Consider the following 18,834-nt stretch of genomic DNA (forward strand, 5'->3'; position numbering starts at 1 on the left):
GGTGGGCTGTTCCGGCTGGGTGGGCTGTTCCGGCTGGGTGGGCTGTTCCGGCTGGGTGGGCTGTTCCGGCTGGGTGGGCTGTTCCGGCTGGGTGGGCTGTTCCGGCTGGGTGGGCTGCTCCGGCTGGGTGGGCTGCTCCGGCATCGAGATGGCACCTCCAGTACCAGTATAAACGCCATCCGGATACCAGGCTAAGGCCGATACAGAATGGCTGTGACCGCAACACTCGAACGGCGAAAGAGCAGGCAGGGACCATGGTGGGAATCGACGGCAAGGTCGTGGCGATCACGGGCGCGAGTAGCGGGATCGGTGAGGCGACGGCGTTGCACCTCGCCGGGCTGGGCGCGCAGCTCGTCCTGGGGGCGCGGCGTACCGACCGGCTCACGGATCTGGTGGCGCGGATCGAGAAGGAGGGCGGTGCGGCCGTCGCGGTCCGCACGGACGTAACGCGCCGGGAGGACATGTCGGCGCTGGTCGCGCTCGCCCGTGAACGGTTCGGCCGGCTCGACGTCCTGGTCGGCAACGCCGGGGACGGGACGATCTCGCCGCTGGACGATCTGCGCATCGACGAGTGGGTCCGGATGGTGGACGTGAACGTCAAGGGTCTGCTGCACGGGATCTGGGCCGCGCTGCCGGTCTTCCGGGCGCAGGGGAGCGGACACTTCGTCACCGTCGCGTCCACGGCCGCGTTCCGGATCGTGCCGGCGATGGCTGTCTACGCGGGAACGAAACACGCTGTCCGCGCGATCTGTGAGGGCCTGCGCCAGGAGGCTGGCGACTCGTTGCGGGTAACCATCGTCTCGCCCGGCGTGGTCGACACCGCTTTCGCCGACGCGTCCTCCAATTCCTCGGTCCGGGCGCGAGTTTCGGGGATGCGCGACCAGATCGCGATCTCTCCGCACTCGATCGCCCGGGCCATCGCGTTCGCGATCGAGCAGCCGGCCGACGTCGAAACAAGCGAGATCGTCGTCCGCCCGACCGCGCAGGCCTGATGGCCCGGTCTGCTGATGGCCCGGTCCACTGATGGCCCGGTCTGCTGGTGCCGGTCTGCTGGTGCCGGTCTGCTGATGGCCCGGTCTGCTGATGGCCCGGTCAGCTGATGGCCCGGTCTGCTGGTGCCGATCCACTGGTCACAAGAGGCATGGCAACCGAGCCTGCCGAGACGAGCGAGGAGCGACAGGGCTGCCGATCACATCAGCCGAGAGCAACCTCAAACCCGGCAAGCCCTATCGGTCAGTTCACCAGCTTGGCACTGCGGGCTTCCAGGGCGCCCAGGTCACGCTCGGCGTAGCGGCGGTGCTCCCATTCCTCGTTCAGGATGATCAGTAGGCACTCGCGCACCGGGTAACTCCGCTGCTCCGGCCAGCCGGGCGCGTCCACCGGCACCGTGTCGCCGGCCAGCGACTCGTCGGTCAGGTCGGCGATGACCCGGCGCACGGTGGCCGCCCGGTCGCGGCGCAGTTCGAGCACCTCGTCGAGGGATGGTCGGGCGTCGCGGTCGCGGGGCACCCCCGCGATGTCGGGCATCTCCTCCCACGGCAGGGCCAGCGGGTGCCAGGGCGCCGGCTCGCCGAGGACGGCCCGGTTGATCCACGAATCGGTGGCGAACACGAGGTGCCGCAGTGTCTCGATGAACGACCACTCACCGTCGACCGACTCGTGCAGCAGCTCGGGTCGCAGCCGGCGGGCCCGTTCGGCTGTGCCCTGCCACAGCCGGTCGAGAATCTCCCAGGCCTCGCGGAAGCCGGCCGGGTCGGTCGGCCGCATCTTGGCCCGCTCCGGATCGCGCCTGTTCAGCTCGGCGTCGACCAGGGGCGCTATGTCGACCCCGTTGATTCTCAGGTTTTCGATCTCGCCGTGGATGTCCACGTCGACCAACTCGGCACCGCGCATCACCACACCGGTCAAGGAGACGCCGCGGAACCGAGAGCCGCCCAGATCGACCCCGCTGAACTGCGCACCGGTGAGATCGACGCGCTCGAACCGGGAGCCACGGAGGTCCGCGCCAAGGAAGTCAGGCATGACGAGCACGCTAGCGCCACCCACCGACAAAATTCGACGACCGGAGGGCGCCCCGCTCAGCGCGACCGCTCGCCGGGCCCAGCGCGCCACGGGGTCAGCCGGGGCCACCAGCCCGGGACGGCGCGACGGTAGGTCGTGTATTCGGCGCCGAACTTGCGGGTCAGGGCCGGCTGCTCGTGACCGACGACGAACGCGACCATGGCGGCGATGACGATCGCGGCGTATCCGAGCAGCACCGGCCGCCACAGCAGCAGAGCCTGGCCCAGGATGGTCGCGTTGACCGCGAGGTACATCGGGTTGCGAACGTACCGGTACAGGCCACCCACGACCAAGTGAGCGGGAGGCGCGAGCGGGGCGGGCGTGCCGAGGCCCTCGACCACGAAACGGGCGAAGGCGTGGACGAGCAGGGCCGTTCCGGCCAGCAGGATCAGGATGCCGAGCACCCGTACCGGCAGCCAGTGCGCGAATGCGGCGCCCGGCCGCCATCGGGTCAGCCACCAGGGCAGCAGGCCGGCGACGGTCCCCGGCGCGAGGGCGAAGAAGGCCGCGCTACCGGCCGTCGCGACGTTCCTGCGCATGGAGCCCATTGTGCCGTCGATGCTGATCCACGTCGATGCGCTCCCGCTGCCCACCGATCCGGACCGGGCCGGCGGCCCCAGACCGCCGCTGATCCACGCCCGACATGACCGGCATGACGCGCCGCGTACCCGGGCCAAGGCCCCCCAGCTCCAGGCCAGCAGCACGGCCCCCGGCCGGAGCGCGGCGAGATCCCAGCGGCCCAGGGCCGCGGCCGGACCGCAAATCGCCGGTACGGCCACCGCCAGGATCCGCAACGTCTCGGCGGCGGGGCGCAGCCAGGCGTACGTGCACAGCGCCACGAACGCGATCCCGGGCCGAACGCCGGGAACTACACCCGCAGTGCGGTGCTCGCCACCAACACCACCGCGGTCCCAGTCCGGGCCGGACGCCGAGCCACCACACCGCTGCGGCCCGCACCGTGATCAGCGCGACCGCGAGCGACCACCCCACGGCCGGCGTCACCACCGGATCGAGGATCACGACCGGCATCGAGACGAGCACGGAGATGACGACGAACACCACCCGTGACCGCCGCGGAAACGCGGCGGGTAGCCGTCACCCATGGCGGTACGCGTTACCCCCGCTGTGCGACGGACCCTTTACACGAGACTAGCCGTCGTACGACTATGTGGGTATGGCTGAGGTGGTGTTGTTGGGGATCAGTGAACTGCAACGACGGTTCGGGGGTAAGAGCCGGCAGCGCGTCGACCAGTTGACTCGTCGCAGCGGCTTTCCGCGCCCCTGCGCCGCCCTGGGAAATGGGCGGGTGTGGCTGGGGGCGGAGGTCGACGCGTGGATTCGTGTCCATCGCCCTGACCTGAACGAGGAGCTTCCGGATTGTTGATCGAAGCCCGGGGCCCGGTCGGCTGGGCGGGCCGGATCAGGCTCCCAGACTCCACAGCCCTATCGCTTCTGTGATCGCCCCAAGATCGTCCGCCCGGAACAATCCGATGGTGGTGGCCGAGAAGGAAAGATCGACCTCGGGGGACGGAAGCGCGCGAGCGGGTGGTTCGGCGAATCGGGTAATGGTTATGTGCGGACGGTGCAGATCGCCGGCCAAATCATAGCCCGTACGCTCTGCCTCTTCGCGCTGGCGCTTCGAGTAGGGCGCGAAGTAGTCCTCGATCCAGGGACGGCCCGGTGAATAGCGCAGCGGCAGCAACGAATCCGAAGCGCCTTGATGCAATTTCAGCACGCCTTCGCTGCGCGCGTAGGAAACCTCGTAGTAGTTTCCTTGAGTCAGGTGGAACCCGGTATGGTCGAGTGCGCAGGCGTTATGCCTTTCCGCGAACTTCGCCGCTTCGGCCACCGTGGAGTCGATGTTCGAGTTCGCGAAACGCGCCATGTAGAGAGTCAGGTGAGCGAATTTGTGCTTTCCGTCGACCTGGAACAGTCCGCCACGGGTTCGCAGTGCGGCGCTCAATCGTTCGACCTCGGCCGCCGTCGACGGCGGCGGCAGGATCGCCATATTGAGCAGCGTTGTTTCCGGATCCACTCTCGACTTTCGCATCCGCGGGTCAGCTCATCTCGGGTTCGGGGCGACGATCGCGCCTACTACCGTATCTCTCCAGGAGCCTGAATCCTGGTCGGCGCGGCCCACCGAATGGCGGGCGCCAGCATGCGTGGTTTGCGGAGGCCGGTAGCGCTCTACGGCATTTCTGGCCTTGTTTGACGGGGCCTGCCGTCCGTTCGCAATGTAGCGCCATCAGCTTTCCGGAATAGTGCCCACCGTTGCGGGATCGCCCGTGGAAGGGTTGATTTCGGATGCCCGAAACCGGTGCGAGCGCGATGCGGCGGGCCCGCGGTTCGACCGCGTTGCTTCATCTGGTCAGGAGCGTGCCGATCGGCGGCTGGGCGGCCCGCGTTCCCGAGATCCGCCGGCAGGTGGGAGCGGACGAGGCTCTGTGGAGCGTTGCGAACACAGTGGCCAGCGTCGGCAACGTCGTGGGCCTCGCCCTCGTCGTCTCGCCGGCCGGGCGGATCCGTAACGAGACGTTCGCTCCGATCGGTGCCGGGCTGGTCCTGCTCACCGTCCCGATCACGGCAGCCTCGACAGGCCTGGCGGCGACGGTGGTGGGCCTGACGACGTGGGCGTTCGTGGCGCACCTCATGGACGTACCGATGGGGGCCATGGCCTTGGCGGTCCAGCGCCGCTATCGGCGGCCGATCATGGGCAGTTTCGATGCCTGCTTCGCCGCGGGAACGCTGGCCGGAGCGGCGCTGGGCACGCTGGCCGCGGCCACCGGCGTCCAGCCGTGGGTGCGACTCGCCACCACCAGCGCGGTGCTCGGACTCGGCCTCGCCGTGACGGTTCGGTGGCTGCCCACGGAAGCCTTCCAGGTCACGACAGATCTGCGAAGCTCCGCGCGACGACGATTCAACCGTACGATGCTGCCGATCGCGGCAATGGCCTTCCTGTCCGGGTACGTCTCCGAGTCGGTGGTGCTGTGGTGCGCGCTCTACGTCGCGGACACCATGGCGGGCGGTCCGGTCGCCGGCGGAATCGCGTACACGTGCCCCGTCACCGCCGGTGCCGCCACGCTCCTGTTCGTCGACCGCGCGACCGTGCGGGTCGGCATGATCCGGCTTGTCCGGATGTCCACGCTGATCGGCGTGGGAGGCCTGGGTGTCTGCCTCCTGATCGACAGCCCGGTCGCAGCCACCGCCGGATTCGTGATCCTCAGCATCGGGGTGGCCGCCGTCAATCCGAGCATCTACACCCCGGCGGGAAGCCGGCCGGAGCTGACCACCAGCGAGAGTGTCTCGGTCGTGGAGGTCGCCCAGATGCCCGGGGCGGCCATCGCCGCGCCCGCGCTGATCGCCGCACTGAGCAGCCTCGCCGGACTACGCGTGGCACTCGGCACCGTTGTCGTCGCCACCGCGGCACTCACGCTTCTGATCAGCCGGTCACCCGGAACCGGGCGCCCGGTTGCGCCACGACCGCACTGCACGGGCGGGCCACAGTCGGGGCGTTTCGAGGTCGAGGCGCAGCGAGTGAACCTACGCGAAGATGAAGGATGACCGGGACGTGGTGCGGGCCTATGGCACGGCGTTCGACAGCCTGGTCGGTGAGGTGGCCAACGCCATGACTGCCTCGGCCCATCCTCCAGGCATGCCCGGCCGACCCGGCATCAGCCAGATCGGACCGAACTGGGACGGTGTGCGCGAATGGGAACGGCCGCTGCGCCCTCCCGGCTAGTCGACGACGGTGACGACCGTGCCGTGCTCGATGTGCTTGAGCAGGGTGCGTTGCGCCGCTGCCGGCATCCGGATGCACCCGTTGGAGGCGCTCCGGCCGAATGCGTCGTCGTTGAACCAGCCGTGGATCCCCGTATGCGCACCACGCAGCGCCGCCGGCAATGACCGCCGGTCGTCCGGCACCGAGCTCAGCGCGAGCGCATCCAGCCCCGCGAAGACCGAGCCGCTCGTCGCCGTACGACCGAGCACGAAGCTGCGGCCCAGCGGAGTCGGCGTCGCCGCCGTACCGGTGGTGATGGTCCAGACGGCCTTGCGGGCGCCGTCGCGGCGCCAGGTGAGTTTGTGGGTTCGTCGCTGCACGATGAGGTGGTCGCGCAGCGGGCGCGTCGACCAGCCCGTCGAGGGCAGCCAGCCGATCCGGCGGTTGACGGTGGGCAGCAGCACCGCGACCCAGCCGGAGCGCCGGTCGGTGATCGGCAGAACCAGCGGCATACCGCTGATCTCGGGCTTGAGCCGGGCACGGGGCCGGCCACCGGGCGCGTCGTAGACGGCGATCGAGCGGGTGGGGTGCACCCCCTCGGTGAGCGTTCCGAGGGTCAGCGGTGCCGGGTCGGCCGGGAAGCCGCGCGGCGCCGTCCAGTAGTCGATCACCGGCAGGCCGGGCGGTGCCGGCGCGGCCGGCAGGGTCGGCTCCGGGGCGCGAGGCGCGGCGCTGGGGGAGGGTGACGCCGCGGGCGGCGGCGCGGCTGCCGGGCGATCCTCGGTGCCGCCGAGGAAGCCGGCCGCGGCCGCGACGCAGACGACCAGACCGATCAACCCTGCTTTGGTACGGGCGACGCGCAGGGCTCGGGGCACCCGCACACGGTATGCGGACAACGGGGCCGGCCGCCCGGATCGAGCGACTGTCTACCGGAACGAAGGAATCTCAGCGAAAGTGCGGTCGCCCGTAACCTCGGCGCGGCGTGCCCGCGGCATCCTGCCGGGAGCCGGCGTCCGCTGGCGAGTTCAGCGGCGGCTGCCTGGTTGCCTGCTGCCTGCTGCCGCTTGGCCGGTGCCTGCTGACCGCTTCCTGTTGCCTGTTGACCGCTTCCTGTTGTCGGCTTTCTGCTACCTGTTGCCCGCCGAGCTGACCACGCGTTCCATCCTCGGCGGCGCCCTGCGGCCCATCCGGGTGGTGTCCGACGAGCACGGCGTCTTCGACGTGCTCGACGACCGTGGCTACCAGGCCGGGGACCCTGTGCCTCACCGTATCTGGGCTCCTGCGCCGTCCTGCGCTGCGCGGGATCGAGGGCTGACGGCAGGTTCCGTGGTCTCCGCCGCGCCCGACGGCACCTGGGCGCGGTGGGCGCGGTCGGCCGTGTCGGAGGCACAGCGGGTCGAGAGCGCCGCCGGCAGGAGACCGAGGCGGATCGGTAAAGGGCTCGCCAGGTCCGGGGCGGGCTCCTAGCCTCGGCGACCATGAACATGAACTGGGCGGACGGGGCGACACGGGTGGCCGTGCTGACCGGCGCCGGCATCTCCACCGACTCCGGGATTCCGGACTACCGGGGGCCCGACGGCGTCTGGACGCGCGATCCGGCGCTGGTCAACGCGTTCACGTACGCGTCCTTCATGGCCGATTCCGAGATTCGGGCGACGTTCTGGCGTACCTATCTCGGGCACACCGCGTGGCAGGCGCGGCCGAATGCCGCGCACCGGGCGTTGGCCGGTTTGGAGCGCGGCGGGGTCGCCGTGCGGGTCCTCACCCAGAATGTCGACGGGCTGCACCAGCGGGCTGGCTCCAGCGCGCGCAAGGTGCTGGAGCTGCACGGTTCCATCCACGAGGTGGTCTGCACCGGGTGCGGGGAGCGAACCCCCACCCGGCCGACCCTCGACCGGGTGGCCGCCGGGGAAAGCGACCCCCGGTGCCCGGCCTGCGGCGGGATACTCAAGCTCGCGGTGGTGCTGTTCGGGGAAAATCTTGATCCGGGTACGACCGGAATGGCCGAGCGGATCGCCGCCCACAGCGAGCTCATGCTGGTGATCGGTAGTTCGCTGCGGGTCGAGCCGGTCGCCTCGCTCTGTGCGGTGGCGATGAACGCGGGTCATCCACTGGTGATCATCAACCGGGACCCGACACCGTACGACGATCTTGCCGTCGAGGTGATCCGCGAGCCGATCGGTGCCGCGGTGCCGCGAATCTGCGCGCTGCTCGGCACCCAGTAGGGCTGGCAACTGCCGCTTGTGATCATGGCTGGGGGTTCGGGGGTTCGGGGGTTCGGGGGTTCGGGGGTTCGGGGGTTCGGGGGTTCGGGGGTTCGGGGGTTCGGGGGTTCGGGGGTTCGGGGGTTCGGGGCCGGGGCCGGGGCCGGTGGGCCGGGGCCGGTGGTGGCTGTGGTGGGCTCGGCGGGTGCGGTGTCGGTGTGGTCGTCGTGGCCTGTGCAGCCGAGGGTTCAGAGGTCGGGCGGCTCTGATGGGTGAGGGCGTTGGTCAGGCGGTGGGTTCGCTTGACTGCCGATCCGATCAGAGTCTGCTGGGTGGGGTCATCGTTGTCGTTTCGGTTGCGGCTGCCGGCGGCGTGGATCGTCAGGACGGCGAGGGCGACCGTCGCTCAGGTCGTGTAGCGGTGCCCGGAGTGCTCCCGGGTCCGGTGCGGTGCGGCTCGGTGGGTCTGGGTCCGTTGGCGGCGGTGGAAGGTGTTCCGCTGGGGGCGGCGTTCGGGTCGATGGTGGCCGGTGGGAAGAACTCGGGGTGGCCGTCGGGGCCGAGAGATGGGCTTGCCATCCGCTGTCGTTGTGGTGCAGGAGTCGGTGGTGGTGGCGGCAGACAGGGCAGGTATTGGTGAGGGGGTGGTGGTGCCGTTGGCTCAGGGGATGAGGCGGTGGCCTTCGGCCCAGTCAAGCGGTCCTTGTCACATTGCCACCGCTTCGGATGCGCCATGGACTCGAGCCGCCCTCCACGCAGCCTGCGTGGCACCGCACGGACTCGTTAGCTTGCTGCGGGCACGCCGTCGCTCGGCGGCATTGGCTGCTCGGTGGTATCGGCTGCTCGGCGGTATTGGCTGAACGACCGGGTCGCCTCGCTCATGTTGAGCTGACCAACTGAGGTCGTGGGAATCCGCGACATGGACCGTGTGCAGGCCAGGTGGTCCACGTTGACGAGCGGATCAGTAGAATCTCGCTCGTGGAAGTCGACGCAGTTCTGTTGACTCCGCCGTTTGAGGAGTTGGCCGTCCACTGGCTCGACCCGTCGCGTCCGGCTCTGGCTGAGGCACGGGCCGTCGTGGGCACCGCGGCGACGCCGGCCCAGGCGTGGGATCGGGTCCAGGCCGCCGGGCTGCTTCCCGACGCGTGGGCCACCGGATTCCACACTATGCGCGGCGCGACGGTGCGCCACCGCTACGGCAACTGCCGTACACCGTGCCTGTGTGACCCGGGCACCGTCGCCGACCGGCCGGCCCGGGTGCACGACGTGGTCGTCTACGCCGGCGACGCCGAGGGCATCCGCCACGCCGAGGCGCTCGCCCGCGAAGGGATGGCGCGGCTGCACCCGTGGTGCCTGCGGCCGCCGGCCGACCGGCTCGTCTGGGCCGTCTCGCGCGGCAGCGCCCGGATGCGCGGCGTCCACCTCAACGCGCTCAACCCGGTGCGCGGCAAGGTGCAGCGGGCCCTCGATGCGCGCGACGACCGAACATTTTTCGACACGCTCAACCAGTTCACCGACGTGGAGCGGGCGATCCGCGCGACCGGGAACCCGGCGTTCAAGCGGTTGCACCCGCTCGGCCTCGTCGATCTCATCGCGCTGTCGGCCAGCTGGGACCGGGCCTGTGCCCTCGACCTCACGGTGCCGGGCGGCTTCGTATACCCGGTGCCCGCCGAGGGGCAGCGGTTCGCCGAGTTGCCCGATCCGTTCGCGCCATGGCGGGCGATGTGGCAGACCGGGTATGCACCGTGGGCGGTGACCGATGAGGACGGCGTACTGCTCGCCGCCCCTGCCCTGCGCGCCTAGCTTGTCGGTCGACCTGACGGGCCCGCCAACAAGATCGACTGGATCATGGGTATAGCCCTCGTGTGATCATGTCTCTTGTCCAGGGAGACAACTTCACCCAACGGCTACGGCGATCAGTGCGACTTATGCCGTTCGGGTTGGTGCGTCTGGGGGAGTTGTCGGAGCTCCGGGAGGAGTTCTACCGGTCGTTGCGGCGGCGTGGGGATGATTTGGACGCTGCGGGTGGTCGAGGTCGCCCCGGCTACGCGAACCGTGTGCTGACCCCGTAGCCACACGTGGTCCAAAGAACCGTCGCGGCTGGAGCTGCGGAAGCAGTTGCCGACCTTCGCCGACCGGTCCTCGACCGGGTCGGAACGGTTTTCGAGCAGCCGCAGGCACAGACCCAGCGAGATCGGCGCGTATCGCAGCATGGGCTGGGATCAACGTGGACGACGACGCACAGACCACCCAGTTCGAGATCGAGGCGTCCGGCCGGTGGACGCTGACCGTCGGTACCGTCGGCCGTTTCGCTCATCGGGCGCCGTCCGGCAAGGTCTCCGGCAACGGCGGCGACGTGATCGTGCTCGGGCGGCTCCGCCACGAAAGCGCGCATCACGCACACCGAGGGCCAGTCCAACTTCGTCGTCGAGGCGTACTCACTCGACACCTCCTGATCAACGAAATAGGTGGGTATCCCGGGGCACGGCCGCCGAACGCGCCCGCGCTCATGCAGATCACCGCCGGCGGCTCCCGTGGTCCATCACCCCGGCCTGAACGAGGAACCGGATGAACAACGACCTCGCCTCATCCACAACCTGACGGCCCGCATGACCGCCGCCGGACATCGCCGCACGCCGTCGGCCCGGTGCTCGCCGCCTACCACGGCGAAGACGACCTCGACACCGTGCTCGCCGGCGGTGACCCGCCGCAGCAGCCTCGGAGGCGGTGCCGATCCCCCCACCACGCACCCCGGAAGTCTTCGACAGACCCTCCTCGAGTCCATCAAGATCACCCCCGGATTCCGCGTCGTCGGTCCGGTAGCCACGCTGAGCCTTCGTAGGTGGCGGGTCTCGCGGCGCCGCGCAGGCGGCAGAAGACGGCTTATTGCCGACGTGGTCTATTGGCGGCGGTGGTAGGTGTTGCGTTGGGGGCGGCGTTCGGGGTCGATGGTGAGCGGTGGGAGGAACTCGGGGTGGCCGTCGGGGCCGAGACGGGCCTGCCAGCCGCTGTCGTTGTGCAGCAGGCGGTGGTGTCGGCGGCAGACGAGGCAGGCGTTGGCCAGGTTGGTGGTGCCGCCGTCGGCCCAGGCGATCAGGTGATGTCCCTCTGCCCAGCGGGCGGGTCTATCGCAGTGCGGGAAAGCGCACCCGTTGTCGCGCAGGATCAGGGCCCGGCGTAGGGGGCCGGTGAACAGTCGTCGTGCCCGGCCGAGGTCGAGGACTTGGCTGTCGCCGCCGAGCACGGCGGGCAGGATGCGGGCGTCGCAGGCGTAGCGTCGGGCTTCGGCTGGGCTGATCAGGGCTCCGGTGTCCAGCCACCCAGCCTCGCCACCGCCACCCCCACTGCCACCGGTGCCGGTGTCGGGGTGGTGGGGTGGACCGGTGCTGGTGTGGGCGTTCGGTTGGGCAGCCCGGTCACGGGTCTGACCGCCACCGCCACCGCCACCGCCACCGCCACCGCCACCGCCACCGCCACCGCCACCGCCACCGCCACCGCCACCGCCGTCGCCACCGCCGGTGTCGGTGTCGGTGGTTGGCGTGGTGTTGGTTTGTGAATCGTCGGCCTGGAGTCTGCGTGTCGCCCAGCGCTGCTCGGTCAGCGGGGACTGTCCGGTGGGCCGGCACCGCCCGGCTGGTCCGGACTGCTCGGCTGGCGCGGACTGCTCGGGCTGCTCGGCTGGCTCGGGCTGCTCAGCCGGTCCGGACCGCCTGGCTGGCCGGTATTGCCCGGCTGGCTGGGGCCGCTCGGATGTCTGGGACTGCTCGGCTGGCCCGAACTGCCCGGTGGGCCGGGAGTGCTTGGCTGGTCGGCGTCGCTCGTTGAGCCAGGATCGCCCGTTGAGCCGGAGTTGGTCGGTCAGTGTGCTGAACGGGACCGTGACGACCACCTGGGCCGGGTCACCGCCATGACCCGGCAGATCCGAGCCGTCCCGCAACGCACCAGTACACACATCCACCAACGCGTCCGCCCGACGCTGCGCCGGGCTCCGCACCTCCGCCGGATCATGCCGGGGATGACACAACGGGTCCAGGGCCGCGGTGACAGTGGCAGCACCGCTGGTGTCGAGGTAGCCACTCAACCGGACCTGACCGTTGCCCAACGGACTGAGGGTGAACCCCCGCCTGCAATGCGCCCGGGCCTCCTGCCGGGCCAACAGATCAGCTTCACGCAGCTCGGCGACCTCCGGAGCGACATGCTCCAAGATCCGCCCACCCAATCGGCCCAAGACCACCGAATCGAACACCCCCGCCTGCTTCACCAGCACCCGCTCGGCCTCATCGGTGATCTCCCGCCCCACATCACCCGGAAGATCCGCGAGCGTGGCCGCGATGGCCGTGGCCTGCTCAGCAGCCACCACACCAGCACACACCGCGGTGTCCAACACCGGCCGCCGGTTCAAGGCCGTGGCGAGGGCCACCAACCGGGCCGCGGTGCCAGGACTGACCCGCAACCGCTGACGCAGCCACACCACCGTGCTGGTCGCGGCATCAGCCTCCGGCAGACCCCGCCCCTGCACCTGCCCAATCAGATGCGCCACCACCGCGGTCAACTGCTGCACCCCAGCCCACGCCTGCTCCAAACACCCCACCAACTCCCCGTCCGAGACCACCCAGGCCGGAGCCGTCGCGCACGCGGCGGCGGCACGACGGGCTTCGGACACCAGTTCCAACACCCGACCAACTTGGCACAGACACACGACAAGACGGAGATGCCCTGTGGATAACCCCAAACCCAGCACCTCGGCGATCGTGAGCCCGTGCCGACAAGTGGGCAGCCCTGGCGCGGGCGGCGGCGACACCCGCCCGGCCGTGCGTGGTGGATCACGTCATCGTCGTAGCGGGACCATGTCTTATATTTTGGGCGAATTTGGGTCCTTGGGTGGGAAGTGTAGGGCCGGCGGTGCTGATGGCCGGGTGGCCGCCTTTGTTTGCGGGCTTCGGTTGCCGGCGGGGGACGATGGCCGGATGAGCCTGCGGGACACCTACGACACGGTTGCGCGCGCCTATGACGCGCGACTTGCCGACGAGTTCGACCGTAAGCCCCTGGATCGCGCGCTGCTGGCCGCGTTCCTGGAGCTGACCGGACCGGGACCGGTCGCGGATGTCGGCTGCGGTCCCGGGCATGTCACCCGCTTCCTGGCGGCCCGGCACCCTGATGTGCTCGGCCTGGATCTGTCGCCGCGCATGATCGAGATAGCCCGGGAACGCGCACCCGGCCTGCCCTTCGCCGTGGCGTCGATGCTGTCCCTGCCGGTGGCGGACGGTGCCTTGGCCGGTGCCGTCGCGCTGTATTCGATCATCCATCTGAGCCCGCCGGAACGCACGGCCGCCTTCCGCGAGCTGGCGCGTGCGCTTCGGGGTGGCGGCCGGTTGCTCGTGTCGTTCCATCTTGACAGCCCGGACCTTCCGGCCGGTGGTACCGCCCACCTGACCAGCTGGTTCGGCTCGGAGGTCGACGTTGACGTGCACTTTCTCGACGCCGCCTCGGTCAGCGCCGACCTTGCGGCGGCCGGCTTCCGGATCGAGTCCACGTTGCTCCGCGAGCCGCTGGACCAGGCCGAGTTTCCCAGCCGCCGGGCCTACCTGCTGGCCCGCCTCACCGGGTGATTCCGGAGGGGGTCAGGCTGCGCCGAGGGTCGCCCGCACGTCGGTCCAGCCCCGCAGCGCCTCGCGTACGTCCGTTCGGGTCTCCTCCCGGACGGCCTGCTCGTGGGCCCGGGCCAGTACCTCGTCGATCAGCACCGGCCGCCCCCGCGTGGCCGAGTCCACCGCGGCCTCCACCATGGCCAGGCTCAGTACGTTGCCGTGCACCTCGCCCATCGGGGTCACCCCGCTGTCCAACGCCTCCGCGAACACCCGCAGGGCCCCGCCGATCCCTGAGTATCGGCCGTCGGGAGCGTCGACGGCCGGGCCGATCGGGTCGTTGTCGCCGTCCCAGCGTGCCGTTCCGTGCTCCGCGCTGACCCGCCACTCGCCGTTCCATGACGTCTCCGCGCCGGGGCTGCACCAGCTGCCGTGGTAGAGGTAGCGGGCGCCGCCGGTCATCTCGAACACCGCGGTGGCGCAGGCGTCGCCGGCGTACCAGCTCCAGGGCGGGTTCCAGGTCTGGCAGGACACCGTGACCGGGTCGCCGCCCAGCAGGAACCTGGCGGCGTCGAAGGCGTGGATCGCCATGTCGACCAGCAGCGGTTGCGCCATCTTCTCCCGGAAGCCGCCGAAGCGCGGCGCGCGGTGGAAGTCGGTGCTCACCGAGCCGACCCGGCCGAGAGTCCCGGTCATCGCCCGCAACGCGAACAGCTGCGGGTTCCACCGCCGCGACTGACTCACCATGAACAGCTGGCCGCTCACCTCGGCCGCCGCCACCAGCGACAGTGCCCGGGCCAGGGTGTCCGCGACCGGTTTCTCGCCGAGCACGGGCAGCCCGGCGAACAGCGCGGTGGTGGTGACGGGGTGGTGGGCCGGCGGGACGGTCACGTCGATCACGGCGTCCGCCCCGGTCTCGGCCGCGAGCACCGCCACGTCGGTGCCGACCGGCAGCCCGGGCGCCGCCCGCCGGGCCGCCGCCAGGTCCAGGTCGGCCACCCCGGCGAGCGTGACGCCCGGGTCGGCGTGGATCGCCTCGAGCCAGGCCTGGCCCATCGAGCCGGCGCCGGCCAGTAGCACCCGGATCATGCCGTGAGACCCGGGGTCGCCTGCGGCGTTCCGCCGCGGTTCGGCTCGGCGACCGGGGTCGCGTGCTGTTCATCGCCGCGGTTTGACTCAGCGCCCGCGTACGTACGCCCGGCGAAGAATTCCTCGGTGTCGTAGCGCAGCAGGTCCGGCAGGATCCGCTCCGGGCGGTCGCTGCGGGCCCAGCGGACCCCGTTCGCGATCACCCGCCTGATGTCCGGGTGGTGGTAGACCGGATAGTCCTGGTCGCCGGGCTTGAAGTAGAAGATCCGGCCGTGGCCGCGGCGCCACGTGCAGCCGCTGCGGAATACCTCGCCGCCGCTGAACGAGCTGATGAAGATGAGCTCGTCCGGGGGCGGGACGTCGAAGTACTCGCCGTACATCTCGTCCTCGGCGACGACGATCGGGTGCGGCACGCCCTGCGCGATCGGGTGGGTCGGGTCGACCGTCCAGATCAGCTCGCGGTCGTGCTCATTGCGCCAGCGCAGCGTGCAGGTGGTGCCCATCAGCCGGGTGAAGATCTTCGACCAGTGCCCGGAGTGCAGCACCACCAGGCCCATCCCGGACAGCACGTGCCGGTGCACCCGGTCGACCACCTCGTCGGCCACCTCGTCGTGCGCGGCGTGCCCCCACCAGGTCAGGACGTCGGTGGCGGCCAGCGTCTGCTCGGTCAGGCCGTGTTCCGGCTGGTCCAGGGTGGCGGTGCGGACCAGCGCGGCGTCACCCAGGTGCTCCCGGATGCCGGCGGCGATCGTCTCGTGCATGCCGTCCGGGTAGAGCTTCGCGACGTGATCCTCGGTCTGTTCGTGGCGGTTCTCGCCCCATACGGTCACGCGGATCTGATCCATGCTGCATCCTCCTGGTCGCTCTCGATACGTATCGACGGGCAGGGAGCGGGTGTGGCCGGCGCGCGCAAGCCACGGCGGCCGGCGGGTGAGCCCGCGTGGGGTGCCGCGGCGGCCTGGCGGGTGGGGTCGGCGTGGGCTGGTGGAGAGGGAGCCCTGGCGGCTGGGCGTGTGGGGCTGGTGGTGGGGGAGCCGTGGTGGCTGGGCGTGTGGGGCTGGTGGTGGGGGAGCCGTGGTGGCTGGGCGTGTGGGGCCGGTGGTGGGGGGAGCCGATGGTTGCCGGGTGCGTGGGGGTGCCGCGGCGGCCGGGCGGGTGAGTCGGTGGGGACGGCGGTGGGGAGCGATGGTGGCTGGGCGTGTGGGGGTCGGCGTGGGGGAGCCATGTCAGCCCGGCATCGTGGTCTGGCGCCGGGTGAGGCGGGCGGCGACGAGTTCGACAGGTGCGGCGGCGGTGGGGTGGTCGCGGTCCAGCAGGCGGAACAGCGTCCGCATCGCTCGCCGGGAGACGTCGCGTGGCTCCAGTGAGACGTTCGTGACCGGCGGTGTCGTGCTCTCCGCGAGCGCTTCCGGGCAGAGCCCGACGACGGAGAGGTCACGGCCGGGTCGGTGCCCCCGGGCCGTCAAGCCGTGCAATACCGGCTGCACGGCCTCCGTGTCGTGCACGATCAGGCCGAGCGCGTCGCGCGCGGCGGGGCCGGTCGCCAGGGCCCGGTCGAGGGCTTGGTCGAGGGCTTGGTCGAGGGCTGCGGCGACGCCGGCCGGGCCGCGTTCCGGCTGGTCGACGATCGTGTGCGGCAGTCCGTGGGCGTCGGCCGCCGCGATGGCGCCGCGGCGGAAGCGGCCCACGAAGTTCACCTCGCGGGCCACGGTCGCCCGCGGGTGGCCGATCAGCACGATCCGGTCGTGGCCGGTCTCCGCGAGGTGCTGCACGGCCAGCCGGCCGGCCTGCTCGAAGTCGAGGTCGACGCAGAGCAGGCCGAGCGGTTCGGCGGGCAGGCCGATCAGGATCACCGGTACGGCCAGCGCGGCGGCGACCGGGATCCGGGCGTCGTGGGTCTCGATGTCCATCAGCACGATCGCGTCGCACAGCGAGCGCGAGGCCAGCCTGGTCAGCCCGGCCGAGCCCTCGTCGCGGGTGACCAGCAGGATGTCGTGGTCCTGCTCGCGGGCGCAGTTGGCGATGGTCTCGATGAACGGCAGCAGGCCGGAGGTGTCGGCGTCCAGCCCGAACGGCACCATCAGGCCGATCACCTGGGTGCGCTGGCTCTTCAGGGCCCGGGCGCCGGCGTTGGGCTGGAAGGCGAGTTCCTCGATCGCGGACTCGACCCGGCGGCGGGTCTCGGCGGAGATCGAGCGGCGGCCGCTCATCACATAGGAGACGGTGCTCTGCGCGACCCCGGCCAGCCGGGCCACGTCCCTGCTCGTGGCCGCCCTGCTCGTGGCCGCCGTGTCTGTGGCCGCACTGTTCTTAGCTGCCCTGCTCGTGGTCGCCATGCTCGTGGTCGCCCTGTCTGTGGTCGCCCTGTCTGTGGTCGCCCTGTCTGTGGTCGCCCTGTCTGTGGTCGCCCTGTCTGTGGTCGCCCTGTCTGTGGTCGCCATGCTCGTGGTCGCCCTGTCTGTGGTCGCCCTGTCTGTGGTCGCCCTGTCCGTGGCCGCACTGTTCGTGGCCGCACTGTTTGTGACCGCCCTGTTCGTGACCAAGAGCGACCACCTCCCGCCGTCGATACGTATCGAGCGCCAGGACGAGCGTAGCCACCGCCAGCGAATCAATTCAAGAGCGAATCGATCCGAGAGCTCCGCCCGATCGAAGCTCAGTGGGCGAGCCGGACGCCGCCGCCCGCGCGCTTGGCCCGGTACATCGCCGCGTCCGCGCCCCGCATCAACGCCGGTACGTCGTCCGCGTCGGCCGGGTACATGGCGATGCCGATGCTGGCGCCCACCCGTACCTCGCGGTCCTCGATCTCGTACGGCTCGCAGAGCTGTGCGTGCAAGCGCTCGGCCGCCGTGGCCGCCCAGGTCGGGTCGGGATCGTGGGCCAGCAGGATCGCGAATTCGTCCCCGCCGAGCCGGGCGACCAGGTCCCCGTCCCGCAGGCCGGACTCCAGCCGCCGGCCGACCGCCTGCAGCAGGGCGTCGCCGGCGTGGTGCCCGATGGTGTCGTTGACCCGCTTGAAGCCGTCCAGGTCGAGCAGCAGCAGGGCGAGCCGGCCGCCGGTCGCGCGCGCCCGCCAGACCTTCTGCTCGGCCCGTTCCAGCAGCTGGGTGCGGTTGGGCAGCCCGGTCAGCGCGTCGTGGTACGCCTGCCGGGTCAGCTCGGCGACGTGCAGTTGCTCGGCCTGGCGCAGCCGGGCGCTGTCGACGATCAGCGCGCCCTCCATCGCCACCTGCCGGGCCAGGGCGCGGTCGCGGCCGGTCCAGTGCCGGGTGCCGCTCGCGTCGCCGCAGATCACCATGCCGACCGGTCCGGACGCGGACATCAGCGGGATCGCCAGGGCCGAGCGCAGCCGCATCGTCTCGGCGAATCCGCCCGGCCGGACGTCGGCCTGCGAGACGTCGTCGGTCAGCAGCGGTCCGTTCGCGTCGGTCATGGCCTGCCAGACCGGGGAGTCCGCGGCCAGCTTGCCGGTCAGGTTGCGGCTGAGCTCGTCGTTGATCTCCTCGGTGACCCCGACGCCGGCCGCGTAACAGATCCGCCCGTCCGGGCCGACCAGGTGCACGGCGGCCCGTTCGGTGCGGAACGCCGCGGCGGTGGAGCGGGCCAGCAGCCGCCCGGCCTCCTCGACCGTGGTGGCGGAGGTGCCCTGCTCGAAGAGCCCGCGGATGGTGGCGCCGGCGTGGGCGGCGTACTGGTGCTCCTGCTCGGCGGCCAGGGCCTGCAGGGTGGTGGCCAGGTGCAGGCCGATCGCGGCCGCCACCTCGGGGCGCAGCACGGCGATGGCGTGGCCGGTGAGCACCAGGACGCCCAGGGTCCGGCCGCCGATGCGCAGGCGCAGCGCCGTACGCGTGTCGTCGCGGACCGGTGGTGCACCCGCCGCGACCCGGAAGACCTGGCCGGCCAGCCTGATGTCGTCAGCCGCGGCGTCGCCGTGGGTGACGCCGGGCGCCAGGCTGCCGTCGTCGGGGTCGAGGGTGAAGATCGAGGCGGCGTGCATCCCGCAGGGGCCGCTGAGCCGTGCCGCGATGATGTCCAGCACGTGGGCGACCGACGGGATGTCCCGGGTCATCACGGCGATCAGGTCGTTGTGCAGCAGAGCCTGGCCGTCCTCGGGCAACGGCTCGGGCAACGGTTCAGGACCCGCCGGCGCATCAGCGCGGAGGGTCCGAAGGTCGTTGCC

17 protein-coding genes are annotated in these 18,834 nt (G+C 71.0%); 8 read left to right on the forward strand and 9 right to left on the reverse strand.

Translation table 11 applies throughout. The annotated features are described in order from the left end of the window. The first annotated feature begins 254 nt into the window (after positions 1-254). The gene (locus DMB66_RS46560) at positions 255-992 is read left to right on the forward strand and encodes an SDR family oxidoreductase (protein ID WP_125810532.1); all 738 of its coding nucleotides are present in this window, start codon (positions 255-257) and stop codon (positions 990-992) included. Between the two features lie 241 nt (positions 993-1,233). Here the strand turns inward: DMB66_RS46560 and DMB66_RS46565 are convergent, their stop codons facing one another. Then, positions 1,234-2,022: a DinB family protein gene (locus DMB66_RS46565; protein WP_125810533.1), complete on the reverse strand. Its 789-nt coding sequence runs from the start codon at positions 2,020-2,022 to the stop codon at positions 1,234-1,236. A gap of 56 nt (positions 2,023-2,078) precedes the next feature. Next, positions 2,079-2,900, reverse strand: a complete 822-nt coding sequence (locus DMB66_RS64665; RefSeq protein WP_233625330.1) for an isoprenylcysteine carboxylmethyltransferase family protein — start codon at positions 2,898-2,900, stop codon at positions 2,079-2,081. 335 nt (positions 2,901-3,235) lie between these two features. Between DMB66_RS64665 and DMB66_RS46575 the strand changes: the two genes are divergently transcribed. Further along, positions 3,236-3,445 carry a DNA-binding protein gene (locus tag DMB66_RS46575; RefSeq protein ID WP_125810534.1) on the forward strand — a complete coding sequence of 70 codons (210 nt, stop codon included), beginning with the start codon at positions 3,236-3,238 and terminating at the stop codon, positions 3,443-3,445. A 36-nt stretch (positions 3,446-3,481) separates the two neighbouring features. On the opposite strand, the gene DMB66_RS46580 is transcribed toward DMB66_RS46575, so the two are convergent. Beyond that, positions 3,482-4,069: a hypothetical protein gene (locus DMB66_RS46580; protein WP_125810535.1), complete on the reverse strand. Its 588-nt coding sequence runs from the start codon at positions 4,067-4,069 to the stop codon at positions 3,482-3,484. Between the two features lie 296 nt (positions 4,070-4,365). Between DMB66_RS46580 and DMB66_RS46585 the strand changes: the two genes are divergently transcribed. Beyond that, positions 4,366-5,622, forward strand: coding sequence for an MFS transporter (locus DMB66_RS46585; RefSeq protein WP_125810536.1), 1,257 nt, complete (start codon positions 4,366-4,368; stop codon positions 5,620-5,622). Further along, positions 5,612-5,800, forward strand: coding sequence for a hypothetical protein (locus DMB66_RS46590; RefSeq protein WP_125810537.1), 189 nt, complete (start codon positions 5,612-5,614; stop codon positions 5,798-5,800). Before DMB66_RS46585 ends, DMB66_RS46590 begins: the two co-directional genes overlap by 11 nt. On the opposite strand, the gene DMB66_RS46595 is transcribed toward DMB66_RS46590, so the two are convergent. Then, complete coding sequence (locus DMB66_RS46595) at positions 5,797-6,654, reverse strand: L,D-transpeptidase (protein WP_125810538.1); 858 nt, start codon at positions 6,652-6,654, stop codon at positions 5,797-5,799. The genes DMB66_RS46590 and DMB66_RS46595 overlap by 4 nt on opposite strands. 196 nt (positions 6,655-6,850) lie before the next feature. Here DMB66_RS46595 and DMB66_RS46600 point away from each other — a divergent pair, with 196 nt between their 5' ends. From DMB66_RS46600 to DMB66_RS46615, 3 genes are all read left to right on the forward strand, one after another. After that, positions 6,851-7,246, forward strand: a complete 396-nt coding sequence (locus DMB66_RS46600; protein WP_125810539.1) for a hypothetical protein — start codon at positions 6,851-6,853, stop codon at positions 7,244-7,246. Between the two features lie 11 nt (positions 7,247-7,257). After that, a complete protein-coding gene (locus tag DMB66_RS46605) occupies positions 7,258-8,004 on the forward strand; it encodes a Sir2 family NAD-dependent protein deacetylase (protein ID WP_125810540.1) in 747 nt (248 codons plus the stop codon). A 957-nt stretch (positions 8,005-8,961) separates the two neighbouring features. Beyond that, the gene (locus tag DMB66_RS46615; protein ID WP_125810541.1) at positions 8,962-9,786 is read left to right on the forward strand and encodes a hypothetical protein; all 825 of its coding nucleotides are present in this window, start codon (positions 8,962-8,964) and stop codon (positions 9,784-9,786) included. A gap of 1,096 nt (positions 9,787-10,882) precedes the next feature. On the opposite strand, the gene DMB66_RS66285 is transcribed toward DMB66_RS46615, so the two are convergent. Further along, the gene (locus DMB66_RS66285; protein ID WP_158647579.1) at positions 10,883-12,646 is read right to left on the reverse strand and encodes an HNH endonuclease signature motif containing protein; all 1,764 of its coding nucleotides are present in this window, start codon (positions 12,644-12,646) and stop codon (positions 10,883-10,885) included. A gap of 304 nt (positions 12,647-12,950) precedes the next feature. Between DMB66_RS66285 and DMB66_RS46635 the strand changes: the two genes are divergently transcribed. Continuing rightward, a complete protein-coding gene (locus tag DMB66_RS46635; protein WP_199753031.1) occupies positions 12,951-13,592 on the forward strand; it encodes a class I SAM-dependent methyltransferase in 642 nt (213 codons plus the stop codon). 12 nt (positions 13,593-13,604) lie between these two features. Here DMB66_RS46635 and DMB66_RS46640 read toward each other — a convergent pair whose 3' ends face one another. The 4 genes from DMB66_RS46640 to DMB66_RS46655 form a co-directional block, all read right to left on the reverse strand. Next, the gene (locus tag DMB66_RS46640) at positions 13,605-14,657 is read right to left on the reverse strand and encodes a Gfo/Idh/MocA family protein (protein ID WP_125810543.1); all 1,053 of its coding nucleotides are present in this window, start codon (positions 14,655-14,657) and stop codon (positions 13,605-13,607) included. Continuing rightward, entirely contained in the window at positions 14,654-15,502 is an 849-nt protein-coding gene (locus DMB66_RS46645) for a ThuA domain-containing protein (protein WP_125810544.1), read from the reverse strand. Before DMB66_RS46645 ends, DMB66_RS46640 begins: the two co-directional genes overlap by 4 nt. Before the next feature lie 381 nt (positions 15,503-15,883). Continuing rightward, positions 15,884-16,993: a LacI family DNA-binding transcriptional regulator gene (locus tag DMB66_RS46650; protein WP_158647580.1), complete on the reverse strand. Its 1,110-nt coding sequence runs from the start codon at positions 16,991-16,993 to the stop codon at positions 15,884-15,886. A gap of 317 nt (positions 16,994-17,310) precedes the next feature. After that, complete coding sequence (locus tag DMB66_RS46655) at positions 17,311-18,783, reverse strand: sensor domain-containing diguanylate cyclase (protein WP_233625331.1); 1,473 nt, start codon at positions 18,781-18,783, stop codon at positions 17,311-17,313. Between the last annotated feature and the right edge of the window lie 51 nt (positions 18,784-18,834).

It is taken from the genome of Actinoplanes sp. ATCC 53533 (genome assembly GCF_003947245.1).

Excerpts from the sequence above, each read along its gene's own strand:
- DMB66_RS46560 (WP_125810532.1), top strand. The coding sequence starts at position 255 with ATGGTGGGAATCGACGGCAAGGTCGTGGCGATCACGGGCGCGAGTAGC.
- DMB66_RS46565 (WP_125810533.1), bottom strand. The coding sequence starts at position 2,022 with ATGCCTGACTTCCTTGGCGCGGACCTCCGTGGCTCCCGGTTCGAGCGC.
- DMB66_RS46575 (WP_125810534.1), top strand. The coding sequence starts at position 3,236 with ATGGCTGAGGTGGTGTTGTTGGGGATCAGTGAACTGCAACGACGGTTC.
- DMB66_RS46580 (WP_125810535.1), bottom strand. The coding sequence starts at position 4,069 with ATGGCGATCCTGCCGCCGCCGTCGACGGCGGCCGAGGTCGAACGATTG.
- DMB66_RS46585 (WP_125810536.1), top strand. The coding sequence starts at position 4,366 with ATGCCCGAAACCGGTGCGAGCGCGATGCGGCGGGCCCGCGGTTCGACC.
- DMB66_RS46590 (WP_125810537.1), top strand. The coding sequence starts at position 5,612 with ATGAAGGATGACCGGGACGTGGTGCGGGCCTATGGCACGGCGTTCGAC.
- DMB66_RS46605 (WP_125810540.1), top strand. The coding sequence starts at position 7,258 with ATGAACATGAACTGGGCGGACGGGGCGACACGGGTGGCCGTGCTGACC.
- DMB66_RS46635 (WP_199753031.1), top strand. The coding sequence starts at position 12,951 with ATGAGCCTGCGGGACACCTACGACACGGTTGCGCGCGCCTATGACGCG.
- DMB66_RS46640 (WP_125810543.1), bottom strand. The coding sequence starts at position 14,657 with ATGATCCGGGTGCTACTGGCCGGCGCCGGCTCGATGGGCCAGGCCTGG.
- DMB66_RS46645 (WP_125810544.1), bottom strand. The coding sequence starts at position 15,502 with ATGGATCAGATCCGCGTGACCGTATGGGGCGAGAACCGCCACGAACAG.
- DMB66_RS46650 (WP_158647580.1), bottom strand. The coding sequence starts at position 16,993 with ATGGCGACCACGAGCAGGGCAGCTAAGAACAGTGCGGCCACAGACACG.